Source organism: Paenibacillus sp. FSL P4-0081, from assembly GCF_000758565.1.
Taxonomy (GTDB): domain Bacteria; phylum Bacillota; class Bacilli; order Paenibacillales; family Paenibacillaceae; genus Paenibacillus_AQ; species Paenibacillus_AQ phytohabitans.
On sequence record NZ_CP009280.1, the window covers coordinates 8,113,834 to 8,130,039 of the forward strand.

Sequence of the window (16,206 nt, forward strand, 5' to 3'; positions counted from 1 at the left end):
ATTTCACACAAGGCTGGAGGAGAGAGTATGAAGAAGCGTTCCGGTATATCTTTAGCCGTGAAGCTGATCTTCATACTCTCTTTATGCGTCATGCTGTATTCGGCCGTCCAGATCTTCAAAGCGCCAGCAGAAGCCCGGAAAGCCCTGCAAACCTGGGAGAAAAAGAGGGAGGAAGCCCAGCCATCCCCCGCAACAGAGGAAGAGACTCCGCTGCCTGACGGCATGATCAGCCCCCCAGCAGAACAAGGCAGCGTCAACCCCGAATATACGGAGGGGGAGGTTATTGGAGAGATCTATTTTCCAAAGCTGGACAAACGGGCGGCTATTCTGGAGGGGACGGGACGGACAGCCCTAAAAAAAGGGGCAGGGCATGACGAAGGGAGTGCAGCCATAGGCTCCCCCGGCAACAGCGTACTGGCAGGACATCGCGACACAGTGTTCCGGAGCCTTGGGGATCTGGAGGTGTCCGATATCATTGAACTCGAAACGGCGGAGGGGAAGTTCACCTATGAGATCACAGGGAGCAGGATTGTAGACGCAGAAGCACGGGGAGCGATTAAGCCAAGCGAAGAAGCTGTCCTTACCCTGATCACCTGTTATCCCTTCTCCTACGTTGGTTCAGCTCCTGACCGCTATCTGCTCTCGGCCAGGCTGATTGCAAGCAAGCCGCTGGTACGGCAGCCGTAAGCAGACATTTCTCTCTTCGGAAGTCCGCACGGGGATGAGACCTCTGGCGGATCGTGATAATATAGACATACGAAGATGAAGAGGAGATGACCTGAATTGAAACAAGAGCTGATCAAGCGTTTTATTTCTTATGCTGAAATGGATACCCAATCGAATGAGGACAGCGAGACCTGCCCTTCCACACCCGGCCAAATGGTGCTTGCCCATAAGCTGGTAGAGGAGCTGCAGGAGATCGGGATGACGGAAGTCACAGTGGACGAGCACGGGTATGTTATGGCTTCACTGCCGGCGAACACGGACAAGGATGTTCCGGTAATAGGCTTCCTGGCCCATTTGGATACGGCGACTGATTTCACCGGCACGGATGTGAAGCCGCAGATTGTCGAGAACTATGACGGGAATGATATTGTGCTGAATAAGGCGCTTAACATTGTTCTGACTACGAAGAGCTTCCCGGAGCTGAGCGGCTACAAGGGGCATACCCTGATTACCACCGACGGCACTACCCTGCTGGGGGCAGATAACAAGGCTGGTATTGCGGAGATCGTTACGGCGATGGTGTATCTGCTCGCGCATCCGGAGATCAAACACGGCAAGATCAGAGTTGCTTTTACCCCGGATGAAGAAATCGGACGCGGCCCGCATAAGTTCGACGTTGCAGCATTCGGCGCTTCCTATGCCTATACCGTTGATGGCGGCCCGCTCGGAGAGCTGGAGTATGAGAGCTTCAATGCCGCTGCCGCCAAAATCAGCTTCCATGGGGTCAACGTACATCCCGGTACAGCCAAGGGCAAGATGATCCACTCTTCCAAAATCGCCATGGCCTTCCATCTCCGGCTTCCTGCCGGTGAAGCGCCTGAATTCACGGATGGGTACGAGGGCTTTTACCACCTGATCTCCATGCAGGGCAATGCCGAGCACAGCAAGCTGCAGTATATTATCCGTGACTTTGACCGCGAGAATTTCGAGAACCGCAAAGCCCATATCGCTGCCATTGTGGATGAATTCAAGTCTACTTACGGAGCAGACAATGTAGTGCTGGAGATGAATGACCAGTACTATAATATGCGTGAAAAAATCGAGCCGGTGCGCCACATCGTTGATATTGCCCGGGAAGCGATGGAGGGTCTGGGAATAGCTCCGGTGATCCGCCCGATCCGCGGAGGGACTGACGGCTCACAGCTGTCCTATATGGGCCTGCCGACACCGAATATCTTCACCGGCGGCGAGAATTTCCACGGCAAATTCGAATACGCCTCTGTAGACGTAATGCTGATGGCTGTTAAGGTTATCGTAGAGATTGCCCGTCTGGCTGAGCAAAAAGCTTAACGCCTCCTGCATAGCACAAATACCCCCGGATAAAGCGCATCCCGCTTATCCGGGGGTATTTGTGCTGCGCGGAGCTGCTTCCACGGAGTCTTCTCCGGCCCGGCCGCCGGCAGCCTGCAGCTCAGGTTCACTCTGGGCCAGCACCTCCCTGTATCCTTCTCCCCAGTGTTTAATACTAAGCAGGCCGGATTCCAGGCCCCGGGCCCACTCGGTCAGAGAATACTCTACCTTCTGGGGCACCTGCGGGTACACCTCACGATGAACCAGACCGTCACGCTCCAGCTCCCGCAGCTGCATGGCCAGCATCCGCTGGGTAATTCCCGGACATAATCTGCGCAGTTCATTGAACCGCTTTGTACCGCTGATTAGATGGTAGAGCAGGACTCCTTTCCATTTACCGCCGATGACCTCGAGCGTCCGCTGAAAAGAATCCATTTCTTCATCACGCCTCATCTCTTCCGCATCGCCGGAACTATCGTTTCTCCCCTGTACATTCATATCTGCAAACTCCTCATTGTAGGATGTTCCGTTAATTAATACGATTGTATCATATATACATTTCCACGTTTATGCCAATATGGCAAAAAACCTCTGGAAGCCTTAAATATAGGCACCCAGAGGTCATGAATAGGTTACAGGCGCAGGACAGACGCCCTCCTGCTATTTACTGCTTCACCGGCAGCCAGCCCGGCGTATGAATCAGTGCATTCCAGAGCGGGTCCGGGATTACAAGCTCAGCTTGGGCGGAAGGGTCCAGCTCAGTCTTAATCTCAGCTGCACGCCCTTCGGCAACCTTCTGAACCCAGTCCGGTTCAATCAGGAGCGGACGGCCCAGAGCGACCAGGCTGATCCCGCTGTCCAGACCCTTCAGGGCATCAGCGGCGGTATAGAGCGAGCCTACTCCAATTACCGGAGCCTTGCCTCCCACGCGGTCTACAATCTGCTCGATCCGCGGACGGCTGTCCTCGGTACCCCGGCGCGGCTGCGACCACAGCTCCATCAGGGAAGCATGCAGATAATCAAGCCCTTCCCCTGTCAGTGCATCGATTAGCGCAAAGGTATCAGCCATCGTAATTCCCGGTGTTTCCGGCTCTTCAGGCGAGAAGCGGTACCCTACAAGGAATTCCCCCTGTGCATGCTGCTTCACCGCATCCTTGACACTGCGCAGAACAGCCAGCGGGAAGGTCAGACGCTTCTGCAGATCGCCGCCCCAGCGGTCTTCGCGCCGGTTCGAATGCGGGGAGAAGAACTGCTGCAGCAGATAGCCGTTGGCACCGTGAATTTCCACACCATCGAATCCGGCTTCGATCGCCCGGCGTGTAGCTTCTCCGAAATCAGCGATAATTCCGGTAATTTCTTCATCCGTCAGTGCGCGCGGAACCGGTCCTTGCCCGCCGCCCGGAAGCTCCGACGGCACATCACTTGCGCTGACCGTCTGTCCGTCAGGCAGCTGTGCCGGGGGGCATTGGCGCCCGCCATGGAAGATCTGCAGAACCGCCTTCGCCCCTTCACCCTTAATGGCCTCGGCCAGCCCGCGCAGGCTCGGAATCAGCCCGTCATGGTCAGCACCGAATTCACCCGGGAAGCCTTTCCCGCCGCGTGATACATATACACAGGCGGTAATAACCATTCCTGCCCCTTTGGATCGGCGGATGTAGTAATCAAGCTCCGGCTCTGAGACGGTTCCATCCTCATTCGAGGAGAAATTAGTCATCGGCGCCATCACCACACGGTTCTTCAGTTCAATGCCGTTCGCGAACTTAAACGTCTCCAGCAGCGGGCTATATTCTGTCTTCAGCAGCATAATTATCAATCTCCTCCATTTGTCTAAATCTATATGAATTTCATTTCATCGATCTGTCGCGGTCAGGGTCATCTTTCCAAATGACGTTCTCCCCGTAATTCTTGCCCCAGTCATACATCATGCGCAGCACAGGCATCAGCGTATGCCCATACTCCGTCATAGAGTATTCTACTCTCGGCGGGACTTCAGCATACACCCGCCTGAATACCAGCTGATCTTCCTCCAGCTCACGCAGCTGATTGGTCAGCATTTTCTGCGTAATATGCGGAATCAGCTTCTTCAGCTCGCTGAAGCGTTTGGTCCCTTCCAGACCCAGGTGCCACAATATGATAAGCTTCCATTTGCCGCCGATGACAGCAAGCGTAAGCTCCTTCTCGCAGTTGATTTCCTTCAGATTGATACGGTCTTTAATCTCAGTCGCCAATATAAGTCCCTCCTTTCGTTCTTTAATATCATACTACAATACACCCGGGGGCTGCACATCGCCAGCAGACGCCCTGGGGCAGACCCATATAACGTAACAGACCGCAGGCCTATGGCCTGCGGTCTGTATGCTGCATGTGGTATTATTCTTCCCTTGTTATTCCTTGACCAGGCTTCCCTGCAGGCTGGCTGCACTGAAGTCCGGCTGGGCTTCAATCGTAGTGTCGCCTGCAGCTTTGGCTTTGTCCAGGGCGGCGTTATAACGCGTGTTCAGATCCTGAAGATCCTTGTCCAAATCTCCGCCGGTAAAGATATATCTGTTGAACACATCCATCTTCTTCGTTCCTTCCAGACGTCCTTCGGTAGCAGTGAACGGAGTTGCCGGATAGATTCCGTCATACTTGGTCGGCAGGAAGTCCTCAATTCCCGGGATATCCGGAGCTTTCGCTGCGGCAGCAACAGAAGGAATAACAGAAACCCCGTATCCGCCTTCCTGGTAAGCGATCTGCACCTCATCGCTGTACATCCACTCGATAAACTTCCAGGCGGCCTCTTTCTGCCCGGAGTCTTTGCTCATCGCCAGATAGCTGCCGGAGATGACCTGGCTGGCGCCGTTCTGCTGGCCGTCCACGGTTGGCGGCAGTGCTGCCGCCCAGCGGATTTCGGTCGGGAATTGAGTTTTGTACACACTAGGCTCAACAGAATGGTTGAAATACATCCCGATTTTACCTTGAGCGAACTGTGCCCGCAGCGGGTCAATATCAAGCGATTCCGAACCCGGCATCATACTGCCGTCCACTACGATCTGCCGCAGGGCTTCAAGCGTCTCCTTGTACATGCCGAAGTCGAACTTAGCGGTCTGGAAGTTGAAGCCTTCCGTTCCTTCTGTCTTACTGAGGGTTGTGATCGGATGGGCAATGCGTTCAAACCCGCTTCCGCTCTTGAAATTACCGGCGAAGCCGTAAGCACCGCTGTCTTTACCCGCCTCAGTAATCTTCTTGGCATCCTCCACCATTTCGGCAAGTGTAGCTGGCGGCTCTGTAATCCCGGCCTTCTCGAACAGATCCACGTTATAGATCAGGCGCCAGAATTGGCCAATATTCGGCAGGGTGTAGATTTTGCCGTCAACCATATTCTTCTCATTAATGAGCACGCTCTCGAACCGGCTCTTCATTTCCGGTGTGATGTAGCTGTCGAACGATTCCAGATACCCTTTCTTGACCCAGGCCGGTACATTGCCTGTATCCACGCGCAGAATATCCGGCGCCTGTTTACTGGAGAAGGCGATATCCACTGACTGGGCGTAGTTGTCAGCCATCACTTTGAATTCAATATCCACATTAGGGTTAAGCCCCTCGTACTCACTGATCTTCTGCTCAATAAAATCTGAATCATGACGGTCGATGGACCAGTAGACCAGCTTGGTTTGCTCAGCGGAGGTATCCCCGCCCTCCGCCTTTGTATTATTTGAAGCAGTTGACGAGGAGCATGCAGCCAGCGATCCTGCCAGCAGCAGCGAAGCTCCTGCCAGCATCCATTGATTTCTTTTCATCTTGAAACCCTCCCTTTTCTTTGTGTAATCGCATTCATTTCATATAAAAATTATAGAATGACTGCGCGTTTGTAAGTGAAGGAGAAAACAACTATTCAGGGGAGACGAAATCACTGTTTCCGCGCTGCACCTCCGAAGTGTATTTGGAGCGGAAGTCGGTCGGCGTCATGCCGGTATATTTCTTGAACAGTTCAGTGAAATAAGGACGGTCCTCGTAGCCCAGCGAGATGGCGATATCCTGAACCTGCATGCCCTCAAGCACCCGTTCCTTGGCCTTCTCCATTCTGCGGCTGATAATGTACTGGGCGAGTGTCATCCCCATTTCTTTCTTGAACAGATTGGAGAAATAACTGGGGCTCAGATGAACCTCCCTCGCACAATCAGCAACCGCAAGGTTGCGGTGCAGATTCTCATTGATGTAGGCGATGGCACGCTCCACCAGCACACGCGCTTCACTGAACTGGCGTATCTGCACGTAGGAGCAGCCCTGGCGGCAGAATTCCCGGATCTGACCCCGCAGCTCCTCGAATGAGGCGGAGGTATTCATATCGGCCAGCTTCTTCTCCAGCAGCTTGACCTCTGCGTCTGAAGCTTTGTCGGAGAAGACACGGTGGACCGAATGGGCCAGCTCCAGACACATCGTCTTGACGATCGCCGGATCGGGCAGCACGGGGGCACTTAGCCACTCATTCCAAATATTGTCCAGTTGCTCTTCCGCCTTAGCCAGATTAGCCGAACGCAAGCAATAGAGCAGTTCTTTCTCCTTGTCAAAAGAGTATCTAGGCAGCGCAGCATCCCTCTCCGGCGATTCCACATAGCGGTATACACTGTTCCCGCCGGTCAGGAACGTATTGGTCAGCGCAGACAGCGCCTGGGCGTAGGATACCGACAGCTGGCCTGCCTCCTCCACTTCCCCGCCGAGTCCGATTGACACGGTCTGGTACGTATGCCGGCAGACATTCTCCCGGCATTGCTCGGCCAGCTGCTCCGCATCAAGCTCCGCCGGGGGATTCATCACGATAATGAACTGATTAACACGCTCGCGGAACACGAGACCCTGCGTGTACCCGCCAATCGTCTCCTCCAGAATGTTCTGCACCGCGAATCGGATCAGCTCAACCTCAGAGACCGCCAGCGCGGCCGTACGCTCGGCAAAAAAGTCGATCTCCGCCACCATCACACAAAAGTCGCGGCTGTTCATTGTAATCGCATAGAAATCCCACTGCTGGCTGCGGTGCTGCTGCCTGCTGCCGTAACGGATCAGGAGACGCATATACTCCTGACGCAGATAAGGCATACTCTCCCGCAGCTTCTGCTCCATCCCCCGCATCTGTTCAGCCTGCGAGCGTTCACGCTCCAGCACCTCTTTGGCCTTCAGGACGGATTCAAGCACCTGCGGCTTGGTAAAGGGCTTGACGATCAGGTCAAAGGCCCCGAGCTTCACCGCCTCCTGGGCATAAGAGAAATCGGAATAACCCGTCAGGAAGATCAGCTTGATCCCCGGCTGCTCCGCCAGAATCAGCCTCATCATCTCCAGCCCGCCTACGAACGGCATCCGGATATCCGTCAGTACAATATCCGGACGGTGTTTGCGGATCTGCATCAGCCCTTCTTCCCCGTTGGCCGCCGTTGCAGCGACGGCGATCCCGTGCTCCTCCCAGGGAATCCGCTGGGACAAGCCGCGGACCACAGCCGGAATATCATCTACAATGCATATTTTTACAGGTTCAGCGTGGCTCAGGATAAACTCCACCTTCCATTGGAATTGAGAGGACCGCTTCAGTCTCTATGTGCGGACGGCTGCGGAAGGTTAACGAGGCTTCCTTGCCGTAATATAACTGCAGACGGCTGCAGATATTGGTCAGGGCATAGCCCCCGCTGCCGGCCGGCTCTTTCAGCCGGGCATTCAGCTGCTCCGCATCCATGCCCGAGCCGTTATCAGCCGCCCGGATTACGAGATGCTGCGCCTCTATGGCCACAGAGATCGTAATCATGCCTTCGCCCCGAAGCTCCTTCAGCCCGTGCAGAATGGAATTCTCCACAAGAGGCTGAATGATAATTTTCAGGACAGGCAGCTCCAGCAGCTCCGCTCCTGCGGTTATCGTATATTCGAACAGTCCCTCATAACATTGCTGCTGGAGGTTCAGGTACTGGCGGACATGCTCCAGCTCCTTGCCCAGCGTTGTAATCTCCTGCCCGTTGTTCAGGCCCAGCTGGAACAGCGCGGACAGGGAAATCACCATCTGCTTCACATCTTCATATTCGTCCATTTCGCATTTCCATAAGATTGTATTGAGCGTGTTATATAAAAAATGGGGTTCAATCTGCGCCTGCAGCGCTTTGATCTCCGCTTTGCGTTTTTCCTTCTCCGTATCCCTGACCTCAAGAATCAGCCCGCCGATCCGGTCCAGCATCTGGTTGAATTTGCGGCCCGCTTCCCCGATCTCATCCTGGAACGGACTCTCGAAGCGGGCATCCAGATCCTCATGCTCCACCCGCGACATCGTCTTCTGCAGCTTCAGCAGCGGTCCGAGCAGCAGTGCCGAGAGGTATCTCGCCAGCAGCAGCGCGATGACAATGCACACGGCCATAATCATCAGCACCAGCCACTGAATGCTGCGTACAGGCTGAAGAAGCTCCTCCTTCGACTGGTAGCTGACCAGCAGCCAGTCCCCCGCATACCGCGAGTCTGCATAGCTGACCAGCATCGTCCCGCCGCCGGCAGCATATTCGAAATTGCCGCTGTCCGCCTGAAGCAGCTTGTTCATAAATAGCGCCGAGCGGGACCAATCCGGCCGTTCCTTATCTCCGAAGACACTGGCTCCGCCCTTGTTGATCAGCAGAAACTTCGCACTGCCGAGACTCGCGCCTCCGCTGACGGTATCCTCCAGAATGTCCTCCTTCACATTAACGGTCAGGAAGACATCGGGCACATAGCTCTCCGTCAGCGGCTGCAGCAGCAGAGAAATTACATAATGCTTGCCCGCGAACAGCTCGTCCTCATGGCTCTCCACCCAGTTCGATTCCGGATTATCCTTGATCCGCTGATACAGCAAAGACTCCATAAATGGAGTCGCTGTTCTGCGCAGATTGCCGGCGGAGTAGAAATCCCCGTCCGGTGTACTGACCAGGATCGATTCAATGGAGTTCTCTGTCAGCTCCGCCTGGGTGAAGGGGCCCTGCAATAAGGAGAAGTTCGCAAAGAACCGGTCGGTATTATCCGCTTGTATATCCCGCATCGTCTGCTTATACGCTTCACTCAGCATCATGGTGGAGGACGCCACAATGATCTGCTTCAGCTTCTGATCCAGCACGTTAACGGACTGGTTCAGCACATTGCGGTTCAGGTCGATGGAGTTGCGTTCCATGGCCCGCGAAGCAATCGAATAGGCCCACAGGCCGGTGACCGAGATACAAAAGACGGTCAGCCCGGTGAATGTCAGCCATATTCTTTTCTTCAGCGAGGTCCGGTACAGCCAGGCCTTCAGCATGATTCCACATCCTTCGTTAAGACTGGCTGCCGGTGGACCGCCGCGTTAGCCTTAGCCCGTTTAGCCCTTCACGGAGCCAGCTGTCATCTGCATGAATGATTTGTTGGCAAAAATATAGACAATGATCATCGGCAGCATCGACAGGCATGCGCCGGCAAGCATTAATTGGGGCTGTGCCGCATCACCAACACCATATTTCAATCCGGCCAGGCCTACGGTGAGCGTCTGTAATCCAGGCTGCGTCATCGTAAATACCAGCGGCAGAATGTATTCATTCCAGGCGCCGCGGAAGGTCCAGAGCGCTGTGACCCCAAGGGCCGGTGTCAGGAGCGGCAAGATAACACGAAAGTATACGCTATAGAAGTTGCAGCCGTCAATAAACGCTGCCTCGTCCAGTTCCTTCGGGATTGCCCGCACAAACCCGATCAGCATGAAGAATGCTGTGGCATGACCGCTGATCAGGATGATGATGACGCCCCAGAGCGATTTTTGCAGATTCAGTGAGACCATGAGATCAAACTGTGGGCGCAGCACAACGGCACCGATGGAGATGAACAGGGTGCAGGACTGAATGACCACATACAGGCGTTTCCCGTAGAAATCCACCCTCGCTACCGCATAGGCAGCCATCGTTCCTATCAATAAAGTCCCTAACGTCGTAAAGGTGCTTATAAATACGCTGTTCCAGGTAAACCTTGCGAAATTGGCGGATGTCCAGGCCTGGGCATAGTTATCGAAGATCCATTCCTTCGGCAGCAGAGTAGTTCCTGTAGTCAGCTCCAGATTTGATTTAAGCGATCCGAAGAACGCCAATATGATGGGGAATAACGCAAACGCTGCTACGATCAGCAGGAAAATCCACAACAGTACCCGGGACAGCAGCGCCTTGTTCTTTAAGGAACGGCTGGTCTGCGCCGAAGCCATTTTCGTTTCCGCATGCATTGTGCTCACTGTTCATTCTCCTCTCTTTTAGTAGATATCATTCAGTTTCTTGGAGACATAGAAGTAAATCAGGGTAATGATGCCGACGATAACCGCCGTAGCAAATCCGACCGCGCTGCCGTAACCGAACTGCTGGATGCTTGATCCTCCGCTGGATACCGGGAAGAACAATTTATAGAGATAGAGATACATGACTTCCGTCTTGCCGTAAGGACCGCCCTCGGTAAGCACCATAATGCTCTCGTAGCCCTTAAGCGATACAGTAATCGCCAGCATGATGATCATCTGCAGCACAGGTCCCAGCATCGGGACGGTAATACTCCACATTTTGCGCAGCGGCCCGGCACCGTCCAGGGAAGCGGCTTCATACAGATCCTCCGGAATATTCTGCAGCCCCGCGATAAAGAGCAGCATATAGTTGCCGACTGCGCCCCAGATCGCGATAATAATTGCCGTGACCAGGGCATGCTTGGCGCCCAGCCAGTCTATGGGAGCGGATACAATTCCGGCGCCCATCAGCAGCTGATTCACCATTCCGTTGTAGGAGTTGAAAATAACGTAGAACACAATCGCCATTACCGAAGCACTGATTACGGTAGGCAGGAAATAAATGGCCCGCAGCAGCTGGCGCCCCTTCAAGGCGCGGTTGAGCACTACAGCCAGCACAAAGGACAGCGGGATCGTAATGATCAGCTTGCCGCCTGCGTAAACGAAGGTGTTCACCACTGACTGCCAGAAATCCTTATCCCGGAACAACCGCTCGAAGTTATCGAGGCCGATGAAGAGCGGTGTACCGAAACCCTGATAATCATAGAACATGTACTTCAATGCCCAAAAGACGGGATACACTCCAAAAATCAGCGTCAGAATCAAACTGGGTGCTACAAAGGTCCAGGCGTTTATTTGCCGTTTCGTTCCATTCATTGATTGTTCCTCCTGTCTATTCGGCTCGCGTTTCTTTCCTTAATCATAAATCCCGCTGTGCAGACACAGTTAGGGAGAAAGCAACTGCTCTAAGGGGGAGAAATTCACTTTTTCATGAAATCCGGCTTCAAAGCCGGGGGCCCTGCCTTGAAGGGTGATTTCAGTTGCTTTGTCCCCTCTCCTCCCTCCGTTTACCCATCCCGGGTCCCGTCCCCGGGCAGCTATACTTATGGTAGAAAGAAATTAAGTTAGTTTAATTAATGAACTCGCATTCACAGGGAGGCCGCAAATTTGCCTATGCATTCATCTAATCATGGCACCGCCGGTACCGGCCCCTTCGGCGGCAAGGACCAGGAGCAGCAGAAGGGGCTCCGCGCCAGAATAGAGCAGTATCCGGCGATCTCGCAGGAATATGTAAGACAGCAGCAGCTGTCCGCACAATTCGCCGCACGCGAAGAAGCGGTTCCGCTTAGCCGTCTCGGTGTATTCCGGGTGGAGCCGTTCGTCTTCAAGGTGCCCGCCCAGGCCGCTTGTCTGCAGCTGTCCGTACAGGTCCGGGGGCAGGGCGTTGCCCGGATCGGCGGTGTACAGCTGACGCATTCCCAGCTCGGCTTGCCGGTGACGCTGATTAATGGAAGCTTCCGCCAGTCGCTGAAAGGCTGGACGCAGGAGCCGGGAAGCGGCAGCAGAGTGGCGCTTGAACGGCTGGCCGGGGGCGGAAGCGGACTGCAGCCTTCCGGCGTCACTCCGGCTGGAGGTGCGCAGGAGGAGGATGTGCTCTGTGTACGCATCAGCAATGAAGCGGAGGAAGGCATTACCGTGCTGCGTTACGAAGAACGCCTGCCGGTAACCGCAGGCGATTATTACGGCATCCAGACGGAGCTCAGCCTGGAAGCTCCGCTTGGCAGCGGCGGCGTATGCACTGGAGTTACGTTCCTGGACGAAGACGGACAGCCGCTCGGGCCGGAGCAGTCCGGAGCGCTTTTCAACCGGCCCACGCTGACCAACTGGGCTTATCTGCTGGAGGCTGCCGGTGCTGACGCCAACCTGTATAGGGTGAGCGGTGAAGATCATTATGCCGCCCGGGCGGGGCGCAAGCTGCAGTACATGCTGGCCGATATGCGGCAGGGCATGGATATCTTCCGCCGGGACGGCTGGCATGATGATGATACTTATGGCGCTGTGCATATCGGACGCGGTCTGGCCGCCGTCTCGGTCATCTATGACCAGATTGCCGGAAGCGGAGTGTTAACTGCCGGGGAAATAGAGGCGCTGCTCTCCGATCTACGCTATATTGCGGCGATGATGATGGACACTGCCTACTACCGGTTCGATCTGGAGACCTTCCCTGATGAGAAGGGCGGCAAACGCAGCAACTGGAATGCGGACCGGGCGACCGGGCTTGGTGTCTATGCGCTGCTCTTCCCGCAGGAGCCTGAGAGTGCTGGCTATCTGAAGCATGCCTGCTCCGTAATTGACTGGCAGCTGACAGAGGTAGTGGATCAGGAGGGGGCCTGGCCGGAGAATGTACGTTATCACGGCGCCGTGCTGCACCGGTATTTCCTGTTCTTCGTGCTGCTGAAGCGGCTGCAGGGAGCGGATTACTTCAGGCACCCTAAGGTAAAAGCAATGTACCGCTTCCTGAATGGCATCGTCACCGCAGAGGACATCATCCAGGGCGGTCACGATGCCGGACCTATTCTGCTGACTCCTGCCGTCGGCGATGCCAATGTACAGGAGAAGTGGTTCCGCCTGCTCGGCTACGCGGCCCCGTTCTATGCAGAGGAAGATCCTCAGTTGTCGGCGGAAATGGTCTGGACCTGGAAGCACGGCGGCGCACCGGTCCAGGATACCGGGGCTTTCCCGCTGCCGCTGGTCGCCCTGCTGTATCCGCGGCCGGATCTGCCGGAGCAGCAGCCCGCCCTCCGCTCCGTGCATTATCCCGGCATCGGCTACGTCATCTTCCGCAGCGGGGAGCAGAACCTGCGGAACTATGCCATCTACGAGGCTTCGCCGCTGACCTATCACGCCCATCATGACGAAGGCCATTTCTCCATCTGGGCAGACGGGGTTCCGCTGACGCTTGATGCCGGAACCGGCGGGTACTACAACGGGGACCGGCACTGGTATGTATCAGGCGCGGCGCATAATATCGTCCAATTTGCTGATGGTTCAGGCGGCTATGCTGACGGTCCGCTGCAAAGCGTCTGCCGGGAGGTTATCTTCACAGAAGAGCTGGATTATGTCAGAAGCCTGATCCCGGATATACGTGCCGGTGAGTATGAGCGGAATTTCCTGTATATCAAGGCAGGCTTTGACGCTTATCTGGTATGGGACCGGATTGAGGGCGGAGCAGACAGCGTATGGAATCTGCATACACTGAGTACAGAGGCTGAGATCACGGGGCAGAATATTGAGGTAGCAGCCTTAGGCGGCATGAGGCTGAGTGCGCATATTGCAGAGCCGTCCAGTCCGGTCATCACTGCCGGAGAAGGTGCCGTAGGCGGAGCCTACCCGCTGGCGGCGCAGCAGCATTTCCGTGCGCACGGCAAGGCGGGCGAAGACTATGTGGTGCTGCTGCATCCGCGCACAGCAGCAGCTCCCCCGCTGCGGCTGGAGCCGCTGCTGTGCGAAGACGCCGGCGGAGGCGTGCGGGTATACAAGATTTCCCGCGCAGACGGTGCATGGTTCGTTGCCGCCATCAACGGCTCAGGGCAAAGCCGCCGCGTCCGTATTCCCGGCGGCGTCCCGCTCCGGGTACTCGGCACGGAGGGTGCGGAAGCAGAGGGCGGCGGCCACGCGGCGGACGATACCCTGATTCTTAAGCCGGGAATGATTCAGATTGCCGTTCCGCAATAAGGAATTTCCCGATTCATCTGCTATTCACGGCAGAGCTCCAGTACCTTCTATAAAATCCTGCACGGAATACAACATTTTCCTGATAATATCTGCCCAAATCCAAAATTGTTGTATAAAAGGCAGTATTTCGTCCCGTTCACGCGGCTTGGCAGAATTATTCTTGCAGTTTCTACAACAATTGTCCCGAACACCCGGCCTATCAAGGAAGCATTATTGCAAAACGTACAACATTTATGCCTATAACACTTACAAGGAGGAAATAAAGTATGAGTAATCTAGGAGTATGGGAACCGGCGGAGCCGGGCGTCAAACGCTGCATTCTGAATGCGGCAGCCAGTCTGATGATGATGGAGGTTCATTTCGAGGAAGGCGCCGAGGGCTACGAGCACAGCCATGTGCATGAGCAGATGAGCTACTGTCTGCGCGGCAGCTTCGTCTTCCGCATCGACGGCAAGGAATACGCCTTGTCCGCAGGCCAGAGCATAGCTATTCCGTCTAACGCCAAGCATGGGGTAACCGCACTTGAAGCCAATTCGGCGCTGCTGGATGTGTTCACACCGATCCGTGAGGATCTGCTTAAGCGTTAAGCTGAGTGCAGGGGCAAGGACAGGCACATCCCGCCTGCACCTGTCATAATAGACAGTGCTGCTGCCAATTCCGGCAGCAGCATTAGCATCAGCAGCGCCATCGCCTGGCACCCTTACAATGCAGACAGCCTGCCCGGAAGTTCCGGACAGGCTGTCTTTACGTTACGTTATTCCAGATTCGCATGTTTGCCGAACATCTTGCCGGTGGTCTGCCCCGTCTGCTCCATCATCCGCAGGATGACGGCATCGTAGAATACCAGCAGCGTCTGCTCAAACAAGGAGGCCATCGGCTGGATCGTAGCATAGCTCCCGCCTGTCTGATCCTTGGGCGAACCCGGCAGCTTGACGATATAATCAGCGAGACGCCCCAGTGACGAATCAGGGCTGATGGTCACGAGCACCACAGCTGCCCCGATCGCCTTGGCTTTCTCCGCCATGGATACCAGCCCCTTGGTCTCGCCGGAGCCGGAGCCCAGCACAAGCACATCACCGGGGCCGATCCCCGGGGTGACCGTCTCTCCGACGACAAACGCAGCCTGCCCCGCTTGCATCAGCCGCATTGCGAACGCCCGGCCCATCAGGCCGGAGCGGCCGGCACCGGCTACAAAGATCTGCCCGGAGCGCAGCAGCAGCTCCGCCATGGCTTCACCTTCTGCGGCGTTCAGCCCGGTGACTGAGCCCTGCAGCTCCTTCACAATTTCACGTGCGTAATCCAGCGTATCCATAGCTGCTTAGGCCTGGCTTACAAGGCGCTTCATTTCCGCCGCAGCCGCTCTCTGATCCGCTTCGCCGGTAATGCCGCCGCCCACGATTACCAGATCAGGATTCGCAGCAATCACTTCAGGCAGCGTGCCCAGTTTAATCCCGCCGGCAATCGCTGTTTTTGCTTTTGTAACCACACTCTTAATCGCTCTCAGATCCTCGAAGGAATTCTTGCCTTCTGCCTGATGATCATATCCCGAATGTACACAGACATAATCAACGCCAAGTGCGTCCACTTCCGCGGCTCTGGCCTTCAGATCCTTCACGTTGATCAGATCAACCAGGATTTCTGCACCGGTCTTCTTGGCCTCTTCCACCGCACCGCGGATCGTTGAATCATCGGACACGCCAAGCACGGTAACGATTCCCGCTCCCGCTTCTACAGCTTTCATCACTTCATAGCCGCCGGCATCCATGATTTTGAGATCGGCCAGGACCGTAAGTGCCGGAAAAGCGTCCTTGATCGCTTTTACCGCATGCAAACCTTCATTAATAACAACCGGTGTTCCAATCTCCACAATATCTATAAATTCGGCCACTTCCGCAACAATGGCCTTGGCTCCCGCAATATCCACCAGATCGAGTGCTAGCTGTAATTTCATAGGTTTAGAATCTCCTCGTCATTAATATATTTTAGTAAGTGATGTACTAAGTTTAGGGATATACTGCCGATAAGGGAAGTAGGCACTTTATTGTGATGTAGTTACCTGAAGGATACTATTGGGCGGGGGCCGGGCTGTCTGGTGCGTCTTTTTGAAAAGGAAGGTTGAATTTATTCAGGATTTTCTTAAATTTACTGCATTTTCACAAAAGCTGTGCTACCATACATTAGATTTACAAATTCTC

The 16,206-nt window shown here is 55.0% G+C and carries 14 protein-coding genes; 4 read left to right on the forward strand and 10 right to left on the reverse strand.

Annotated features, from left to right (window positions below; genetic code table 11):
• The first annotated feature begins 27 nt into the window (after window positions 1-27).
• Both P40081_RS34560 and pepT read left to right on the forward strand, forming a co-directional pair.
• Window positions 28-687 carry a class D sortase gene (locus tag P40081_RS34560; RefSeq protein ID WP_052422153.1) on the forward strand — a complete coding sequence of 220 codons (660 nt, stop codon included), beginning with the start codon at window positions 28-30 and terminating at the stop codon, window positions 685-687.
• A 96-nt stretch (window positions 688-783) separates the two neighbouring features.
• Window positions 784-2,016 (forward strand): peptidase T, encoded by a 1,233-nt coding sequence (gene pepT / locus P40081_RS34565; protein ID WP_042140376.1) that lies wholly within the window; start codon window positions 784-786, stop codon window positions 2,014-2,016.
• A 45-nt stretch (window positions 2,017-2,061) separates the two neighbouring features.
• Here pepT and P40081_RS34570 read toward each other — a convergent pair whose 3' ends face one another.
• The 8 genes from P40081_RS34570 to P40081_RS34605 form a co-directional block, all read right to left on the reverse strand.
• On the reverse strand, window positions 2,062-2,469 hold the full coding sequence (locus P40081_RS34570; RefSeq protein ID WP_063779850.1) for a winged helix-turn-helix transcriptional regulator: 408 nt from the start codon (window positions 2,467-2,469) through the stop codon (window positions 2,062-2,064).
• A 211-nt stretch (window positions 2,470-2,680) separates the two neighbouring features.
• Window positions 2,681-3,814, reverse strand: a complete 1,134-nt coding sequence (locus tag P40081_RS34575) for an NADH-dependent flavin oxidoreductase (RefSeq protein WP_042141793.1) — start codon at window positions 3,812-3,814, stop codon at window positions 2,681-2,683.
• Window positions 3,815-3,860: 46 nt separating this feature from the next.
• Window positions 3,861-4,244 carry a winged helix-turn-helix transcriptional regulator gene (locus P40081_RS34580; RefSeq protein ID WP_042140377.1) on the reverse strand — a complete coding sequence of 128 codons (384 nt, stop codon included), beginning with the start codon at window positions 4,242-4,244 and terminating at the stop codon, window positions 3,861-3,863.
• A 156-nt stretch (window positions 4,245-4,400) separates the two neighbouring features.
• A complete protein-coding gene (locus P40081_RS34585; protein WP_042140378.1) occupies window positions 4,401-5,795 on the reverse strand; it encodes an ABC transporter substrate-binding protein in 1,395 nt (464 codons plus the stop codon).
• Between the two features lie 91 nt (window positions 5,796-5,886).
• Complete coding sequence (locus tag P40081_RS34590) at window positions 5,887-7,548, reverse strand: response regulator (protein WP_052422154.1); 1,662 nt, start codon at window positions 7,546-7,548, stop codon at window positions 5,887-5,889.
• Entirely contained in the window at window positions 7,523-9,286 is a 1,764-nt protein-coding gene (locus tag P40081_RS34595; protein ID WP_042140379.1) for a sensor histidine kinase, read from the reverse strand. The genes P40081_RS34590 and P40081_RS34595 overlap by 26 nt, the downstream gene beginning before the upstream one ends.
• A 60-nt stretch (window positions 9,287-9,346) precedes the next feature.
• On the reverse strand, window positions 9,347-10,210 hold the full coding sequence (locus tag P40081_RS34600; protein ID WP_042141795.1) for a carbohydrate ABC transporter permease: 864 nt from the start codon (window positions 10,208-10,210) through the stop codon (window positions 9,347-9,349).
• Between the two features lie 45 nt (window positions 10,211-10,255).
• A complete protein-coding gene (locus P40081_RS34605) occupies window positions 10,256-11,152 on the reverse strand; it encodes a carbohydrate ABC transporter permease (RefSeq protein ID WP_042140380.1) in 897 nt (298 codons plus the stop codon).
• Window positions 11,153-11,449: 297 nt separating this feature from the next.
• On the opposite strand from P40081_RS34605, the gene P40081_RS34610 reads away from it, so the two are divergent.
• Together P40081_RS34610 and P40081_RS34615 are read left to right on the forward strand one after the other, a co-directional pair.
• A complete protein-coding gene (locus P40081_RS34610; RefSeq protein WP_231575456.1) occupies window positions 11,450-14,011 on the forward strand; it encodes a heparinase II/III domain-containing protein in 2,562 nt (853 codons plus the stop codon).
• Between the two features lie 266 nt (window positions 14,012-14,277).
• Entirely contained in the window at window positions 14,278-14,598 is a 321-nt protein-coding gene (locus tag P40081_RS34615) for a cupin domain-containing protein (protein ID WP_042140382.1), read from the forward strand.
• A gap of 167 nt (window positions 14,599-14,765) precedes the next feature.
• Here the strand turns inward: P40081_RS34615 and hxlB are convergent, their stop codons facing one another.
• Window positions 14,766-15,323 (reverse strand): 6-phospho-3-hexuloisomerase, encoded by a 558-nt coding sequence (gene hxlB / locus P40081_RS34620; RefSeq protein ID WP_042140383.1) that lies wholly within the window; start codon window positions 15,321-15,323, stop codon window positions 14,766-14,768.
• A 6-nt stretch (window positions 15,324-15,329) separates the two neighbouring features.
• Window positions 15,330-15,962, reverse strand: coding sequence for a 3-hexulose-6-phosphate synthase (gene hxlA, locus P40081_RS34625; RefSeq protein WP_042140384.1), 633 nt, complete (start codon window positions 15,960-15,962; stop codon window positions 15,330-15,332).
• Window positions 15,963-16,206: the final 244 nt, after the last annotated feature.